This is a genomic window from Flammeovirga sp. MY04, assembly GCF_001682195.2.
GTDB classification, from domain to species: Bacteria; Bacteroidota; Bacteroidia; order Cytophagales; family Flammeovirgaceae; genus Flammeovirga; species Flammeovirga yaeyamensis.
Window position 1 is genome coordinate 3668263 of sequence record NZ_CP003560.2, and the last position, 15219, is coordinate 3683481.

Below are 15219 nucleotides of genomic sequence, written 5' to 3' on the forward strand. Positions count from 1 at the left end.
ATGAATGCTCAAGATATAAATACCGTTTCTGATTCTACGCAATTGGCCAATCAGGTATTGGATTTCATTCCACCGGAAAAAGTGGACATGACACCCAACGCTATCGGTTGGTGGATAATAGCAGGATTAGTGGGGTTGGTAGTGTTGGTGATGATCATCAAATGGTACATTAATTATTTGAACAGCACGTACAGACGTACCGCTATTCAACAAATTGATGAGATGATTGCACAGCAAACAACTTCCAACGACAAGGTATATCACATCAATCAGATATTAAAAAGAGTGGCATTAACGACCTATTCAAGAACTGAAGTCGCTTCTTTACAAGGAGCAGAATGGATTTCGTTTTTAAATGATCACTCTAAATCAAAGTTCAATTCCCAGGAAGAAGAACTGATGATCAATGCTCCATACATGAAAGCCGAGCAGATAAATAATGTTGAATCTTTGGCTACTTCAGCCAAAAAATGGATTAAGAGTCATGTATGAGTTAGCCTACCCTTGGATGTTTGCCTTGCTGCCTCTCCCCATTTTTATGTGGTGGTTGTACCCTGCCTACAAGCAGAAAAAGGACGCATTGTATTATCCTAAATTCGATGAATTGACGGAGGCGACGAAATTGAAGCCTCAGAAAAGTGCGACTGTTTTAAAAAGAAAGTGGTTCCAGTACTTAGTCAACTTTATTTGCTGGTGCTTGGTGGTGACCGCACTTTCGAATCCACAATATATTGGCGAACCTGCCAAGAAAGTAAAAGAAGCCAGGAACCTTCTGATCGCTGCCGATATCTCTATGAGTATGGAAACGCGCGACTGGGTGGATGAAAATGGCAACCGTATGTCGCGTTGGCAAGCCGTACAAGGTGTACTTCACGATTTTATTGAAAAGAGAGAAGGTGATCGTATCGGTCTAATGCTTTTCGGTAGTGATGTCTTTGCAATGCCTTTTACGCCCGATTTAGAAATTATCAATCACACCATTAATGAAGCGGGAATTGGTATGGCTGGCCACAAAACCACTATTGGTAATGCCATTGCCCTATCGACCCAAGTATTTGATGCCGACTCCATCGATCAGAAAGTAATGATTTTATTAACTGATGGTCAGGATAGCGGAAGTGAAATCGTTCCAATTACTGCATCGCAAATGGCGGCAGATGATTCTATTAAAATCTATACTGTCGGTATCGGCACAAAGAAATCTGCAGCTTATGAATTGGATGATAAAACCTTAAAGATGATTGCCAAGAATACAGGCGGTGATTACTTCTTCGCCGGTAATCTAGAGGAGTTAAATAAGATATACGATAAACTGAATGAGCTAGAACCTATCGAATTTGAAGACGAAAGCTATCGTCCAACACGATTGTTGTTTTACTACCCTATTTTAGGATGTTTGGCATTAGTGTTCTTCACTCAGTTTACCACGATTATAGTTCAATTGATTATATCACTTAACCGTAGAGCATCATGAAAGAAATAAATGAGTTTTTCGAAGGGTTCTCTACCAATATTCACTTTCTCCGTCCGGAATATTTATGGGCATTAATTCCTGTAGGGATACTGTTCATCATTACATGGATTTCGGTAAGAGAAGCGGAAAATTGGAAAAAGTTAGTGAATCCTCAATTGCTAAAAGTCCTTATGATAAAAGGCAATAAAAAAGGTGCATGGTTCCCTAAGTTATTAATGATTTTTACGTTAGCAATTGCGGTAGTTGCAGCAGCTGGACCTACTTGGAAAAGAGTGGACAAACCGGGAAATCAGACGGAAGCCAAAGTCATTATCGTTTTAGATTTATCACGCTCGATGTTGGCTACCGATATTGGTCCGAACCGATTGGAAAGAGCCAAAATGAAAATCAAGGACTATCTTGAAATGAATGAAGGCGTAAATACAGGTTTGATTGTCTTTGCTGGATCTGCTCATGAAGCATTGCCCCCAACCAAAGATTTCAAAACATTCCAATCCACATTGGATGCTTTATCACCCTATAGCATGCCTTTAAAAGGGAGTCGCCTAGAAGAAGCCTTAAAGCTATCTGATAACATCTTAGAAAAAACGGATGCCCCAAGTTTCGTTTGGGTAGTTACGGACGATGTGGATGCAGAAGCTACTCAAGCATTGGCAAAACGTGCAGATTCAGAAGATAAATACAACTTATTGGTTTTGGCCACTCCGGAAGGAAGTCATGTTCCTCTTTATAGAAATAAGCTACTTAGAGATAAGAACGGCAAAGCAGTTACAGTAAATTTAAATACCAATCAACTACAAAAGACATTGGCAATTCCGAATGTTTCTCTTATTCCGTTCACATTAGACAAGACCGATATTGAGTTGTATGTGAAGGAAATCAAGGAGTCTTTAGTATTTACCAAAGACAGCGAAAAAGCGGAGGAAGATTGGGTAGATGTAGGTTATTATCTAGTTTATATTATGGCTGTACTTGCCTTATTCTGGTTCAGAAAAGGACTTCTAGTACAATGGAATTGGATGATCATCCTTCCTTTTATTTTCATCTTCACAAGTTGTGATGGAGTACAACAATTACCAAAAGATGATCTTACTGTAAAGGATTTCTTTTGGACACGAGATCAACAAGCCCAAAAAGCCTTAGACAAAGGAGACACCCTGCAAGCCACCGAATTGTTTGATGATAACTCTCAGAAAGCATACGTGCTGGCTCAGAATGGAGAATACGAAAAAGCAGCCGATGCTTATGCCGAAGATATCACTGCAGATAACATGTATAACCTTGGTGTTTCTCAAGCGAAATTGGGGAATTGGGAAGCAGCACAACAAGCTTTTCAAATGGCTTTGGATATTGACCCCACTTTGGACCCTGCACAAAAGAATCTCGAAATTGCCAACGAACAGATGCGATTAATCAATATCAATATGTCTGAAGAAAGCAGTTTAGGAAAAGATAAAGCCATGCAAGGTAAAATCTATGAGCCCGAAGCAGGTGAACCAGAACAAGAATCTGCTCAAAATTCGGATCGTAAAGCGGAAGGAGCATCCGAAACCATTCAAGAAATGGGTGAGAAAGAAATAAATCCAAGTATGGAAGAGCTTTTAGAAATGCAGTTTTCGGCATCAAAGAGTCAATCCAAAGCAAGTATGATTCGTCAGGTGAAATTGGAACCAAGTACGTTCTTGAAAAAGAAATTCAAATACCAATATTTAACCAACGAGAATAAACCTAAACCTACTGATCAAAAATGGTAAGAAAGTACATATTTACAGCAATGTGCCTACTGTTGGGAGTATCGGTTTGGGCACAAGAAAGAGCCACTTTGTTTACCACCACTAAGGTAAATAAAAAACAAGTGATGGTGGGAGAGCCATTTAAAGTGCAGCTATCCATTTATACTACTACTTGGTTTACTAAAGGTCTCAATTTCGAAGATTTCCAACTACCCAACGCCTTGATGGTGAAGGACGGCAGAGCCGTTCCTAACTCCATGCAAATTGGGAAATATAAATACGCAGGCGTTCAACAAACCTATTGGGTATTCCCTTTCAGTGCGGGCGACAACACTTTTCCTTCACTAACTTTAGAAGTGGAAACACCCGATCCGGGCGATTACAAAGGGAAAAAGAGAATTCTTAAGACGAAAGAAAAGACCATTAAAGTAGTCCCACCTCCATTAGGCGAAGATCCCAAAGAGTGGTTGGTTTCTACTAATGTTCGTTTGAAAGATACTTGGAACAAAGATTTGTCTAAAGTAAAAGTAGGTGATGTGCTGAAAAGAACCATCACGATTACAGCAGGCAATACATTGGGACCACTTATTCCCGTGAGAGAATTTGATTCTCTAACATGGGCAGGTGTATACCCTGAAGCTCCAAGTAACTCGAATTATAACAATAACGAAGGGTATATATCAGGTACTCAAAGACAAGTAATTACTTACTTAGTTCAAGAGGCCGGAACTTTTGAGATTCCTGGCATTAAGGTGAGGTACTATCACCCCTACAATAAAAAATCAAAAGAAGTCACTTCTAAAGACAGAAAAATCACAATTTCTGAAAATCCTAACTTAAGCATGTTGGCTTCCCTTCAGGATAGTTTAAACAAGTTGAATCAGGTACAAGAACCCCAAGAAAAAGTGGAAGAAAAAACTTGGGAAGATTACGTACCTGTTCACTGGAAAGAAATGCTTGCGGTAGGTATCATTTTATTGATGGTTTATCGCTACCGCCCAGATCAAAAAATGAGGACCTTCATTCAGAAGAAAAAATCCACTTTCAGTTATCAAGAATCGGTCGCTTTCGGCCATTTGATATCCGCTATCAAGAAAAAGAAAATAAATGAGATCCTTCAATTATTTACTATTTGGATCAACTTACTTCCCAACCAGAGTGTGAGTAATTACAAGCAGACATTATTCGAAGCTTTACTTTCGCATCAATTAAGTGATTTGATAGATGAGGTATCGGAAGAAAAATACAAAAAAGGACAAGAGTCCATATCGGAAGAATTAAAAATTCGATTGATCAAACAACTAAAGTGGGATAGAAAAATCTTACTGAAAACGGATAAGAAAAAAAGTTGGAAGGAGAAAAAGAAAAAGAATTGGATGATTTGAATCCGTAAAGGAGAAAAGGTTCTTGTAGCAATGCAAGGACCTTTTTTATAAACACTTTTTTCATTCACTTTATGAAAAAACAGAACCCTTACATTTAAAAATAAAAATTTAACATTTAGAATAAACTTTCAAATAATATTGTCTACTCATCTGCAATTTCCTTCAGATAATACTTTTTTCAACTAATTTATATCACAATTTATATTTTAAATTATGATATTCTAATAAATACATTATCAATTTATTACAAAATAAATATTCAACAATAAAACTTGTCATACACAATAAAAAAGGATCATTTTATCTCTTAATACTCAAAAACATTCATTAACAAAAATAATTAAGAACGTTAAAATTTTATTGCGACATTTAGATTGTTATATAAAAAAAGACCTTCGTATAACACTAAAAACTTTACTCAAAAATCCAAAAACTAATTGAAAATATAGATAACTAATCATATTCTTTACCCCAGCTCGTCGTAAGCGATGAGTACCCTTCTATTCGGTGTTTCAATCACAATAAGATAATTTCTATTGGATCGTATTTGATATCCTACATTCATCGAATGTATCTATTGTTTTTTATCTGTCGGATAGACATCAATTATTTAATTTTAATCAGTATTACTATGTAGAAAACAATTTTCTAGCAAATTCACCTACCCGAAGACTAAAGTAACATCGTTTCTTTAGTGGTCACACGAAACCTAAACCCTTGAAATTATATTCTTTACCTTATATAGTTTCAGCTAAACAAACGATAGAAATCTTTCTATTGTATTTACTAAAACAACTTTAAATTCAATCATTAAAAATGAAAAATTTACCCTTATTTTTAGGTGCTTTATTAGCATCTTTCATGTTCTCATGTACAAATCAAGATGAACAACCTGAAGTAGGTCCTGAATTAGAAACAGTAGATCTAGCTGTTAAAGTAGGTGCACCTACACTATCTAATGCAAGAACAGCTGCTGTAGATTGGATTAACCAATCTGAAATCATGTTTACTATTGATGGTAAAACACAAGATGGAGAGCCTTGGGCATTTGTACCTCCAACAGACACAGAGGGAGGAAAACTAATAGATGTTCCTTTTGGTAACGCTAGAGAGTTTAGTGCTTCTTACAGCTATGATTGTGGTTCTGCAGATATCATGATCATGAATAGAATTAATGAACTGGATCCAAACATCACAATTTCTGAAGTGTTAAATGTTGCAAGATCTTCTCGTAACCCTATTGTGGCATATGAAGCAACACCTCAAGTAAAAGATGTGAATACAACAACAACTCTTGAAACTTTTGAAATGAATCCTCAAAACGGTAGAATGACTGTTGCTGCTATGTTTGAAGATCAAGAAATGCCTCGTTTCTATCAAGCAATTTTAAATGTTCACGCCTATGATGCAGATGGTAATGTAACTGACAAAACTGCTCCTATGTTCTTCTCTGGGTCAGCAGGTTGGATTGATGTTTCTAGCTGTGTTTTAACAACAGGTGCTAAGATCAAAATTGCTTTAACTATTAGAGAAATCGATGAAGAAGGCGAACTAGTAGAAGGTGGTGTTAATAAAAGATGGGACTTCAAAGCAGAAGATTATCCAAATCAAATGGTTACTCCTGGAAAAGCAAAAGGATTTGGTCTAATCATCGACAAATCTTTAACGCCAAGAGTAAAGACTTTTGAAGGTTTAAACTTTGCTTTCGAAGATCTTGAAGAAGTAGATGACACTATAGTAATAGAATAATGCGCCTCTTTGTATTAACTATTTTAATAACCTTATTATCAATTTCGTGTGATCGGTGCAAATCAGATGAAATAGAGGATGACTTTGAATTCAAAAAGTTAGTTGAAGAAGACTCCTCCATTCATGTCGATTGATACTGATTATTCAAGGCTGCTCACTTCGGAAGTAGCCTTGTATTTCCTTAATAAACCAAATAACAAAGGCTGCTTTCAAATGGAAGCAGCCTTTTTCATATACTAAAATATATTTTTCTCTTTAACTCTGAGGAAAAGTATGTTTCTTTTCATATTCAGAGAAGTAGAATTTCGTATTTCTAAACAGATTGATATTTAGAGAAACATAGAAAACGTTTCCTGTAATTTGGTTATACGATAAATTGGTTCCTTTCATATTCACCTGATTTCTACCCCAAGAAGAATTAAAGTAATCATTCAAGTAATATTTAAACTTCAAGTTGGTACCATAAGGAAATTGAACACCCAACATTAATGAGTGCTGAAGATTGACACGATCAGTAAACCAAACAGAAAAACGATCGTCCTTTCTTTCGGATACAAATGTTTTTTCTTTGTATTGAACAGGAATTTCAAACTCATACCCACCATAGAAAAATAATCCATGAAGGTTACCAACTTTAAAACCTACAGGAATACCTAAGTTATAAGTTCTAACTTTTTTTCTTACTGGTCCTTGAACAGAAGAATCTACAAATTCAGAAGGCACGTCGAAAATCATTCCGACATTTCTAATTCCAAAACCGGTATAAAGACCAAATCTTGGGCTAAAATCGAAGTTTATAAGTGATTGCCAGTTAAACACAGGAGCAAAACGAAGCACACCTCCATTGATTTCCTGTCCTGCCATTTGTAGTCCAGTATTTCCTGAAAAAATTATTTCTAAACCTCCAGTCACATACACATCTGCTTTCTGAATTTTTGCTTCTTGAGCATAGGTGTGTCCTCCAAATAGAAAGATAAAGGTAAGTAGAGGTAGTATTTTAGTTATTTTAATCATATCGCTAAGTGATAATTTCAATTACCACAAAAATGCAAAATTTTATTAATTATTTATCAATGAACATCATCTAATCTTAAATACATAGAGATAACATCAAACAAGATAGGTAAATATCAAAAAGCCTGTAAATAGTACTTGATATTGAATTTAATATCAAATTGAAAACTTATTCATTGATTATAAGAATATTAAATAGTAAATTCTGCACCAATTCAACCATTTGATTTTCATTTGAAGTAAATTTTCCACTTCAGATGTTCATCTTTAATTTAATTCACCCAACTTAAAATCTAATCATCGTGGCAAAGAAAATTAGTCTTTCGCACCAAAGAAATATTGGTATCATGGCACATATTGATGCCGGAAAAACTACCACCACAGAACGTATTCTTTACTATACTGGAAAATCTCATAAAATTGGAGAGGTTCACGACGGTGCCGCTACCATGGACTGGATGGAACAAGAACAAGAACGTGGTATTACCATTACATCAGCAGCTACTACTACGACTTGGAATTACCCCACTGAACAAGGGAAACCCACTCCAGCTTCCGAAGAATATAAAGTAAATATTATCGATACTCCCGGTCACGTTGACTTTACCGTAGAAGTAGCTCGATCACTTCGTGTATTGGATGGAGCCGTTGCTTTATTTGATGCCGTATCGGGAGTTGAACCTCAATCGGAAACGGTATGGCGTCAGGCCGATGATTACAAAGTACCAAGAATCTGTTTTATTAATAAAATGGATAGAGCGGGAGCTGACTTTTTAAAAGCCGTAAAAACAATTGAAGACAAATTAGGAGCGACTCCTGTCCCATTACAATTACCAATTGGTGCAGAAGAAAACTTTAAAGGAGTGGTTGATTTAATCACCAATGAAGCCATCGTTTGGAATGAGGCTGACCAAGGATTTACCTATGAAGTAATTGAAACTCCTGCAGACATGGTCGACGAAGTGGCTGAATGGAGAGAAAACCTTATCGAAGCAGTGTCTACACACAACGAGGAATTAATGGAAAAATTCTTCGATGATCCCGATTCGATTACTCCTGATGAAGTTCGTGCCGCTGTTCGTAAGGCGGTGATGAATATGGAATTCTCCCCTGTAATGTGTGGTTCTGCATTTAAAAATAAAGGTGTTCAGGCATTATTAGATGCTGTTTGTTCTTATTTACCCTCACCACTTGATTTACCAGATACGATTGGTACCAACCCTGAAACTGGAGAACAAGAAACTCGAAAAGCAGATGCATCTGATAAATTCGCTGCATTGGCCTTCAAAATTGCTACCGATCCATTTGTTGGTCGCTTATGTTTCTTACGTGCCTATTCTGGTACGCTTGAAGCGGGTTCCTATGTATTGAATATGCGTACAGGTAAAAAAGAACGTATTTCCCGTTTGATGCAAATGCACTCCAACAAACAAAACCCAATTCCTCAAGTGGAAGCCGGCGATATTTGTGCTGGCGTTGGTTTTAAAGATATCAAGACGGGTGATACTTTAGTTGAGCTAGGAGCTCCAATTGTATTGGAAGAAATGGTTTTCCCGGAACCAGTAATTGGTATCGCTATCGAGCCCAAAACAAAAGGTGATGTCGATAAATTAGGAGTAGCCATTGCGAAATTAGTGGAAGAGGATCCTACATTAACGGTAGAAACCAACCACGAAACGGGTCAGACGATCTTAAAAGGTATGGGAGAGCTTCACCTAGAAATTATCGTAGACCGTTTAAAACGTGAATTTAATGTCGAAATCAACGAAGGTGCTCCTCAAGTGGCCTATCGTGAAGCCATTAAATCGTCTACAGAACATAGAGAAACTTATAAAAAACAAACCGGTGGTAAAGGTAAGTTTGCCGATATCCAATTCGAATTAGGTCCAGCTGAACCCGATGAAAATGGCGTTGTACAACCAGGTTTACAATTTGTAGATGAAATTAAAGGGGGTGTCATTCCAAAAGAATTCATTCCAGCTGTTCAGAAAGGTTTTCAAGCAGCCATGGGAAGCGGTGCACTAGCAGGCTACCCAATCGATGCCATGCGTGTTAGACTATTCTATGGTTCATATCATGATGTCGATTCGGATGCATTATCATTCGAATTAGCGGCAAAACTAGGTTTCAAAGAAGCGGCCAAATCTTGTACACCAATCATCTTAGAACCTATCATGGATGTATCTGTCATCACTCCAGATGAATACACAGGTTCCGTCATTGGTGATATCAACAAAAGAAGAGGATTACCAAAAGGACAAGAAATGTCGAACGGAGCCGTAGTGATCAAAGCCGACGTTCCATTATCTGAATTATTCGGTTATGTCACTGATCTTCGTACAATTACTTCAGGTAGAGCATCAGCTACTCTTACCTTCTCAGAATATAAAGAAGTACCTAATAATATCGCTCAGGAAGTGATTGCGGATACGAAGAAGTAACCACACATTATTAATTTAATATATCATAGGCCTATGGGACATACTCATAGGTCTTTTGTTTTTTATAGATGTAGATGGTCTTTCAACATCAGTGACTGTGCTCGAGGGGCTGACGCCGCCTCGTTGAAGACGGGGATGTAAATAATCCGTCATCATCAAATAAATCAAAGTCATAGATGCTAATATTATTTCTCTACCTCAGTTCCTAACTCCTCATTCCTAACTCCTAACTTCAACAAAACTCAATGGCCTTTCCTTATTACCTATTAGTTATTACTTATTACCCCTAACTCCTAAGCTTCAAATCAATAGCTAAAAATTTAAAAAGGTCTATTTCACAACAACATTCCTCCTTAAAACCAGTGAATTACATTTTATTAACAATCAAATTAATAGATGATAACAAACTCATAACAAATAGTTTATATAAAAGAATGGAAAAAACAGAATAAATTAATACCTTTGCCCACTGTAAAATTTTTGCATTCGAGAATTAATAGTATCGAACGTTAGACGCATTTAAATTAAAAAGTTAAGTAAATGCCTACTATTCAACAACTTGTTAGAAAAGGAAGAAAGAAGATTGTTTTAAAATCTAAATCTCCTGCATTAGATTCATGCCCTCAACGTAGAGGAGTATGTACAAGAGTTTACACTACTACGCCTAAGAAGCCTAACTCGGCGATGCGTAAAGTAGCAAGGGTTCGTTTGACTAACGGTAAGGAAGTCAATGCTTATATCCCAGGTGAAGGACACAACTTGCAAGAGCACTCAATCGTTTTGATTCGTGGTGGTCGTATTAAAGATCTTCCTGGTGTGAGATATCACATCGTTCGTGGAGCTCTTGATACAGCTGGTGTTGAAGGACGTGGTCAACGTCGTTCTAAGTACGGTACTAAAAAACCTAAGAAGTAATAGGTACCTACTTACTTAAAAAATTTATTAAAGTCCAAGTCCTGAAGTAAAGACATTTTTGTCAGTAAGGACATCTCTTAAATTATTTATTCTTTAGAGAAATGAGAAAGGCGAAACCTAAAAAGCGCTACGTATTACCAGATCCAAAATTCGGTGATACTATGGTAACAAAGTTCGTTAACAACTTAATGGTTGACGGCAAAAAAAGTATTGCATACAGCATTTTCTACGATGCGTTAGAACTTGTTGGTTCAAAGCTTTCAAAAGAAGGCGAAACTGTTGATGCATTGGAAGTATTCAAAAAAGGACTTTCGAACGTAATGCCAACAGTAGAAGTTAAAGCACGCCGTGTTGGTGGTGCAACTTTCCAAGTGCCAGTTGAAGTACGTCCAGATCGTAAGCAATCTCTAGGTATGAAGTGGATGATCACTATGTCTAGAAAGCGTAACGAGCGTACTATGAAGGAGCGTCTTGCTGCTGAAATCATTGCTGCTTCTCGTGGAGAAGGTGCTGCAGTGAAGAAGAAAGACGATACTCACCGTATGGCAGAAGCAAATAAAGCATTTTCACACTTTAGATTCTAATAATCCGTGGCTAAGAAGATCCATCTTTCGCACCAAAGGAACATCGGTATCATGGCTCACATTGATGCTGGTAAAACAACGACTACAGAGCGTATCCTTTATTACACAGGTAAATCTCACAAAATTGGTGAGGTACACGACGGAGCTGCAACTATGGACTGGATGGAGCAAGAGCAAGAACGTGGTATCACTATTACGTCTGCTGCTACAACCACTACATGGAACTACCCTACTGAACAGGGTAAGGCTACTCCAGCTTCAGAAGAGTACAAAGTAAACATCATTGACACTCCTGGTCACGTTGACTTCACAGTAGAAGTAGCGCGTTCTCTTCGTGTTCTTGATGGTGCTGTAGCACTTTTCTGTGCCGTATCTGGTGTAGAACCTCAATCTGAAACTGTATGGCGTCAAGCTGATGACTATAAGGTACCTCGTATCTGTTTCATCAACAAAATGGACCGTGCTGGTGCAGACTTCTTGAAAGCAGTAAAAACAATTGAAGAGAAATTGGGTGCAACTCCAGTTCCTTTACAATTGCCAATCGGTGCTGAAGAAGGTTTCAGAGGTGTTGTAGACTTGATTACAAACGAAGCTATCGTTTGGAATGAGGAAGACCAAGGATTTACTTACGAAGTAATCGACATCCCTGCTGACATGGTAGACGACGTTGCTGAGTGGAGAGAAAACCTTATCGAGGCGGTTTCTACTCACAATGAGGAGTTGATGGAGAAATTCTTCGAAGACCCAGATTCTATTACTGCTGATGAAGTTCGTGCTGCAGTTCGTAAGGCTGTTATGAACATGGAATTCTCTCCAGTAATGTGTGGTTCTGCATTCAAAAATAAAGGTGTTCAAGCACTTCTTGACGCAGTTTGTTCTTACTTACCATCTCCACTTGACTTACCTGATACAAAAGGTACTAACCCTGAAACAGGTGAAGAGGAGACTCGTAAGGCAGATGCTTCAGATAAATTCTCAGCGTTAGCATTTAAGATCGCAACTGACCCATTCGTAGGTCGTCTTTGCTTCTTAAGAGCTTACTCTGGTACTCTTGAAGCTGGTTCGTATGTATTGAACATGCGTACTGGTAAAAAAGAGCGTATCTCTCGTTTGATGCAAATGCACTCGAACAAGCAGAATCCAATTCCTTTCGTAGAGGCAGGTGATATCTGTGCGGGTGTAGGTTTCAAAGACATCAAAACTGGTGATACTCTTGTTGAGCTTGGTGCTCCTATCGTACTAGAAGAAATGGTATTCCCTGAGCCGGTAATCGGTATCGCTATTGAGCCTAAAACAAAAGGTGACGTAGATAAATTGGGTATGGCTATCGCTAAACTAGTAGAAGAGGATCCAACGCTTACAGTTGAAACTGACCACGAAACTGGTCAAACTATCTTAAGAGGTATGGGTGAGCTTCACTTGGAAATCATCATCGACCGTCTTAAGAGAGAATTCAACGTTGAAATCAACGAAGGTGCTCCTCAAGTTGCTTACCGTGAGGCTATCAAAGGTTCTACTGAACACAGAGAGACTTACAAGAAGCAAACAGGTGGTAAGGGTAAATTCGCCGATATCCAATTCGAACTTGGTCCAGCTGAGCCAGATGAGGATGGTGTTGTTAAGCCAGGTCTTCAGTTTGTTGACGAAATCAAAGGTGGTGTAATTCCAAAAGAATTTATCCCAGCTGTACAAAAAGGTTTCGAAGCAGCTATGGACAACGGTGCTTTAGCAGGTTACCCAATCGACGCAATGCGCGTTCGTTTATTCTATGGTTCTTACCATGATGTCGATTCAGATGCTTTATCATTCGAATTGGCAGCTAAATTAGGTTTCAAAGCGGCAGCAAAATCTTGTCAGCCAATCATCCTTGAGCCTATCATGGACGTATCTGTAGTTACTCCAGACGAATACACTGGTGCGGTTATCGGTGATATCAACAAACGTCGTGGTCTTCCGAAAGGACAAGAGATCTCTAACGGTGCTGTTGTAATCAAAGCTGATGTACCTTTATCAGAATTATTCGGTTACGTAACTGACCTTCGTACAATTACTTCAGGCCGTGCGTCTGCTTCATTAACTTTCTCTGAGTACAAAGAAGTACCAAGAAACGTTGCTGAAGAAGTCATCGCTGAAGCGAAGAAGTAATTTTAGATAAATGTCAATAATCATGAATTTCTGAACCTACAACGGTAGGTTCAGGGTTTATGATATTATAAATTCTCGTTAGCGGACGGCTAACCTTATCAAAAAAAGATATGACACAAAAAATCAGAATCAAACTTAAGTCATACGATCACAATTTAGTAGACAAATCTGCTGCTAAGATCGTTGAAGCTGTTAAGAAAACAGACGCAGTTGTTGCAGGTCCAGTGCCATTGCCAACTAAAAAGGAAAAATTCACAGTTCTTCGTTCACCACACGTAAACAAGAAATCACGTGAGCAATTCCAACTTTGTACTTACAAGCGTTTGATCGATATCTTCTCGTCTTCTCCAAAGACAGTAGACGCATTGATGAAACTTGATTTACCATCAGGTGTTGATGTAGAGATCAAAGTCTAAGTTTGATAGTCTAAGACATATAAAAGCCTTGTGCTACTTCGGTAACACAAGGCTTTTTCTTTATCTATACTTTCGAAAAAAATAACTTCTGAAATACTTAGATAGAGATTATTAAATTATAAATCTTCTTCAACTATTTGTTTCAATATCACTTTTTCTCCCTCTAGGATAAAATCCATATTAATACTCTCGCATAAAGAAGCGACTGCTTTTGTGATATCTTCATCTTTAAAACTACCCGTATACAACATATCTTCAATCTCAGCGATTTCATGTTCGACAATCACCCCAAATTGATTTTCAAAGTCTTTGATGACCATTTTAAATGGAACTTCATTGTATACAAAATGTCCGGAAGGCCAAGAAGAATGAGAAGTACCTAAATCAAATGTATTACCAATTCTCTTTGAGGTAGATTTTAATGAATGTCCGTTCTGAACGATAGTTCTATTTCCTTCATCAAGATGATGAGGAGACGTCACATTCAAATGTTCATTACCTAAATTAGTCAAGTGATACAGGAAATTATCATCACGAATATCAAACGATGACCCTGTATTGGCAAAAATAACAGAGCGATCTGTTTTTACTTCATAAGAAACTCCTCCTTCTGCCGCAGGCTTGATATGAAATTGTGCATGACCATTCAGATAGATATTTCCATCAAACCTGTGTTTAAGGTAATCTATAGTTGATCCTTTTTTCAAGTAAGCCACTGATCCATCAGGAAAGGTATATTCAAGTGTTCCATCCGAAGGGGAAATGGTTTGAATTCCGTTCATGAAAAACCATAAGGCATAAATACCTACAAAGACAGCAGCCACCGCAGCCACTTTTCTAATTTGTTGCGGATTGAAAAATACTTCTATCACACCTCTTTTTTCTTGTTGAGGCGCTGCAGTTCTAATTTTTCCTTTAATATCCTTCCAAGACTCTTTTTTTGATTTCTTAGCGTCCGGAATCTTCATATTATCTACTTCATCCATTGCTTTGTGAAGGGGTGACAATTCCTTCTCAAATTTTTTATTCTTGGGATGATTTAAATCGTGAAGTGCTTTATCTATAAAGTCTTTTTCTTCTTCTTCAGACATTTCACGTTAATTTTATGGGGTGTAATGTAATAATTAACAGTTAAAATGGATTAACATTTATTAATATTACATTTGAAAAGGGTTTTACCCTACTAAATATCAAAAAAAAATAAGTTCTTTTAATTGATGCTTAATAAACCCTATATTTATTAGAAATAATCTCTTGAGCAAATTGTGCTAAAAATTTAGAACAATTACTCTTAACTATTTTTTGATGGTATCTTAGTCTAATTTCTTAAGTTTTAGAAATAGTCATCAGATACTAATGTTAT

12 protein-coding genes are annotated in these 15219 nt (G+C 37.4%); 10 read left to right on the forward strand and 2 right to left on the reverse strand.

What is annotated here, in order from left to right; all coding sequences use genetic code 11:
• The 5 genes from MY04_RS14700 (at position 1) to MY04_RS14720 (ending at position 6341) form a co-directional block, all read left to right on the forward strand.
• A complete protein-coding gene (locus MY04_RS14700; protein ID WP_066210748.1) occupies positions 1 to 492 on the forward strand; it encodes a DUF4381 domain-containing protein in 492 nt (163 codons plus the stop codon).
• Complete coding sequence (locus tag MY04_RS14705; protein ID WP_066210750.1) at positions 440 to 1474, forward strand: VWA domain-containing protein; 1035 nt, start codon at positions 440 to 442, stop codon at positions 1472 to 1474. The genes MY04_RS14700 and MY04_RS14705 overlap by 53 nt, the downstream gene beginning before the upstream one ends.
• Positions 1471 to 3228 carry a VWA domain-containing protein gene (locus MY04_RS14710; RefSeq protein WP_066210754.1) on the forward strand — a complete coding sequence of 586 codons (1758 nt, stop codon included), beginning with the start codon at positions 1471 to 1473 and terminating at the stop codon, positions 3226 to 3228. The genes MY04_RS14705 and MY04_RS14710 overlap by 4 nt, the downstream gene beginning before the upstream one ends.
• Positions 3222 to 4592 carry a BatD family protein gene (locus MY04_RS14715; RefSeq protein ID WP_066210756.1) on the forward strand — a complete coding sequence of 457 codons (1371 nt, stop codon included), beginning with the start codon at positions 3222 to 3224 and terminating at the stop codon, positions 4590 to 4592. The genes MY04_RS14710 and MY04_RS14715 overlap by 7 nt, the downstream gene beginning before the upstream one ends.
• 816 nt (positions 4593 to 5408) lie before the next feature.
• Positions 5409 to 6341 (forward strand): hypothetical protein, encoded by a 933-nt coding sequence (locus MY04_RS14720; RefSeq protein WP_066210758.1) that lies wholly within the window; start codon positions 5409 to 5411, stop codon positions 6339 to 6341.
• A 255-nt stretch (positions 6342 to 6596) separates the two neighbouring features.
• On the opposite strand, the gene MY04_RS14725 is transcribed toward MY04_RS14720, so the two are convergent.
• A complete protein-coding gene (locus MY04_RS14725; RefSeq protein ID WP_066210760.1) occupies positions 6597 to 7355 on the reverse strand; it encodes a hypothetical protein in 759 nt (252 codons plus the stop codon).
• Positions 7356 to 7657: 302 nt separating this feature from the next.
• Here MY04_RS14725 and fusA (MY04_RS14730) point away from each other — a divergent pair, with 302 nt between their 5' ends.
• The 5 genes from fusA (MY04_RS14730) (at position 7658) to rpsJ (ending at position 13856) form a co-directional block, all read left to right on the forward strand.
• The gene (fusA, locus tag MY04_RS14730; RefSeq protein WP_084005901.1) at positions 7658 to 9796 is read left to right on the forward strand and encodes an elongation factor G; all 2139 of its coding nucleotides are present in this window, start codon (positions 7658 to 7660) and stop codon (positions 9794 to 9796) included.
• A 540-nt stretch (positions 9797 to 10336) separates the two neighbouring features.
• Complete coding sequence (gene rpsL / locus MY04_RS14735) at positions 10337 to 10711, forward strand: 30S ribosomal protein S12 (RefSeq protein WP_044202330.1); 375 nt, start codon at positions 10337 to 10339, stop codon at positions 10709 to 10711.
• A 101-nt stretch (positions 10712 to 10812) separates the two neighbouring features.
• A complete protein-coding gene (rpsG, locus tag MY04_RS14740; RefSeq protein WP_066210764.1) occupies positions 10813 to 11295 on the forward strand; it encodes a 30S ribosomal protein S7 in 483 nt (160 codons plus the stop codon).
• A 6-nt stretch (positions 11296 to 11301) separates the two neighbouring features.
• On the forward strand, positions 11302 to 13440 hold the full coding sequence (fusA, locus tag MY04_RS14745) for an elongation factor G (protein ID WP_084005902.1): 2139 nt from the start codon (positions 11302 to 11304) through the stop codon (positions 13438 to 13440).
• 110 nt (positions 13441 to 13550) lie between these two features.
• Positions 13551 to 13856, forward strand: coding sequence for a 30S ribosomal protein S10 (gene rpsJ / locus MY04_RS14750; protein WP_044227810.1), 306 nt, complete (start codon positions 13551 to 13553; stop codon positions 13854 to 13856).
• 116 nt (positions 13857 to 13972) lie between these two features.
• On the opposite strand, the gene MY04_RS14755 is transcribed toward rpsJ, so the two are convergent.
• On the reverse strand, positions 13973 to 14947 hold the full coding sequence (locus MY04_RS14755) for a FecR family protein (RefSeq protein WP_066210768.1): 975 nt from the start codon (positions 14945 to 14947) through the stop codon (positions 13973 to 13975).
• Positions 14948 to 15219 lie beyond the last annotated feature (272 nt).

Bases quoted from the DNA above. Each gene is read 5' to 3' on its own strand.
- MY04_RS14705 (WP_066210750.1), top strand. From the start codon at position 440: ATGTTGAATCTTTGGCTACTTCAGCCAAAAAATGGATTAAGAGTCATG.
- MY04_RS14710 (WP_066210754.1), top strand. From the start codon at position 1,471: ATGAAAGAAATAAATGAGTTTTTCGAAGGGTTCTCTACCAATATTCAC.
- rpsG (WP_066210764.1), top strand. From the start codon at position 10,813: ATGAGAAAGGCGAAACCTAAAAAGCGCTACGTATTACCAGATCCAAAA.
- MY04_RS14720 (WP_066210758.1), top strand. From the start codon at position 5,409: ATGAAAAATTTACCCTTATTTTTAGGTGCTTTATTAGCATCTTTCATG.
- rpsJ (WP_044227810.1), top strand. From the start codon at position 13,551: ATGACACAAAAAATCAGAATCAAACTTAAGTCATACGATCACAATTTA.
- MY04_RS14755 (WP_066210768.1), bottom strand. From the start codon at position 14,947: ATGTCTGAAGAAGAAGAAAAAGACTTTATAGATAAAGCACTTCACGAT.
- MY04_RS14700 (WP_066210748.1), top strand. From the start codon at position 1: ATGAATGCTCAAGATATAAATACCGTTTCTGATTCTACGCAATTGGCC.
- rpsL (WP_044202330.1), top strand. From the start codon at position 10,337: ATGCCTACTATTCAACAACTTGTTAGAAAAGGAAGAAAGAAGATTGTT.
- MY04_RS14715 (WP_066210756.1), top strand. From the start codon at position 3,222: ATGGTAAGAAAGTACATATTTACAGCAATGTGCCTACTGTTGGGAGTA.
- MY04_RS14725 (WP_066210760.1), bottom strand. From the start codon at position 7,355: ATGATTAAAATAACTAAAATACTACCTCTACTTACCTTTATCTTTCTA.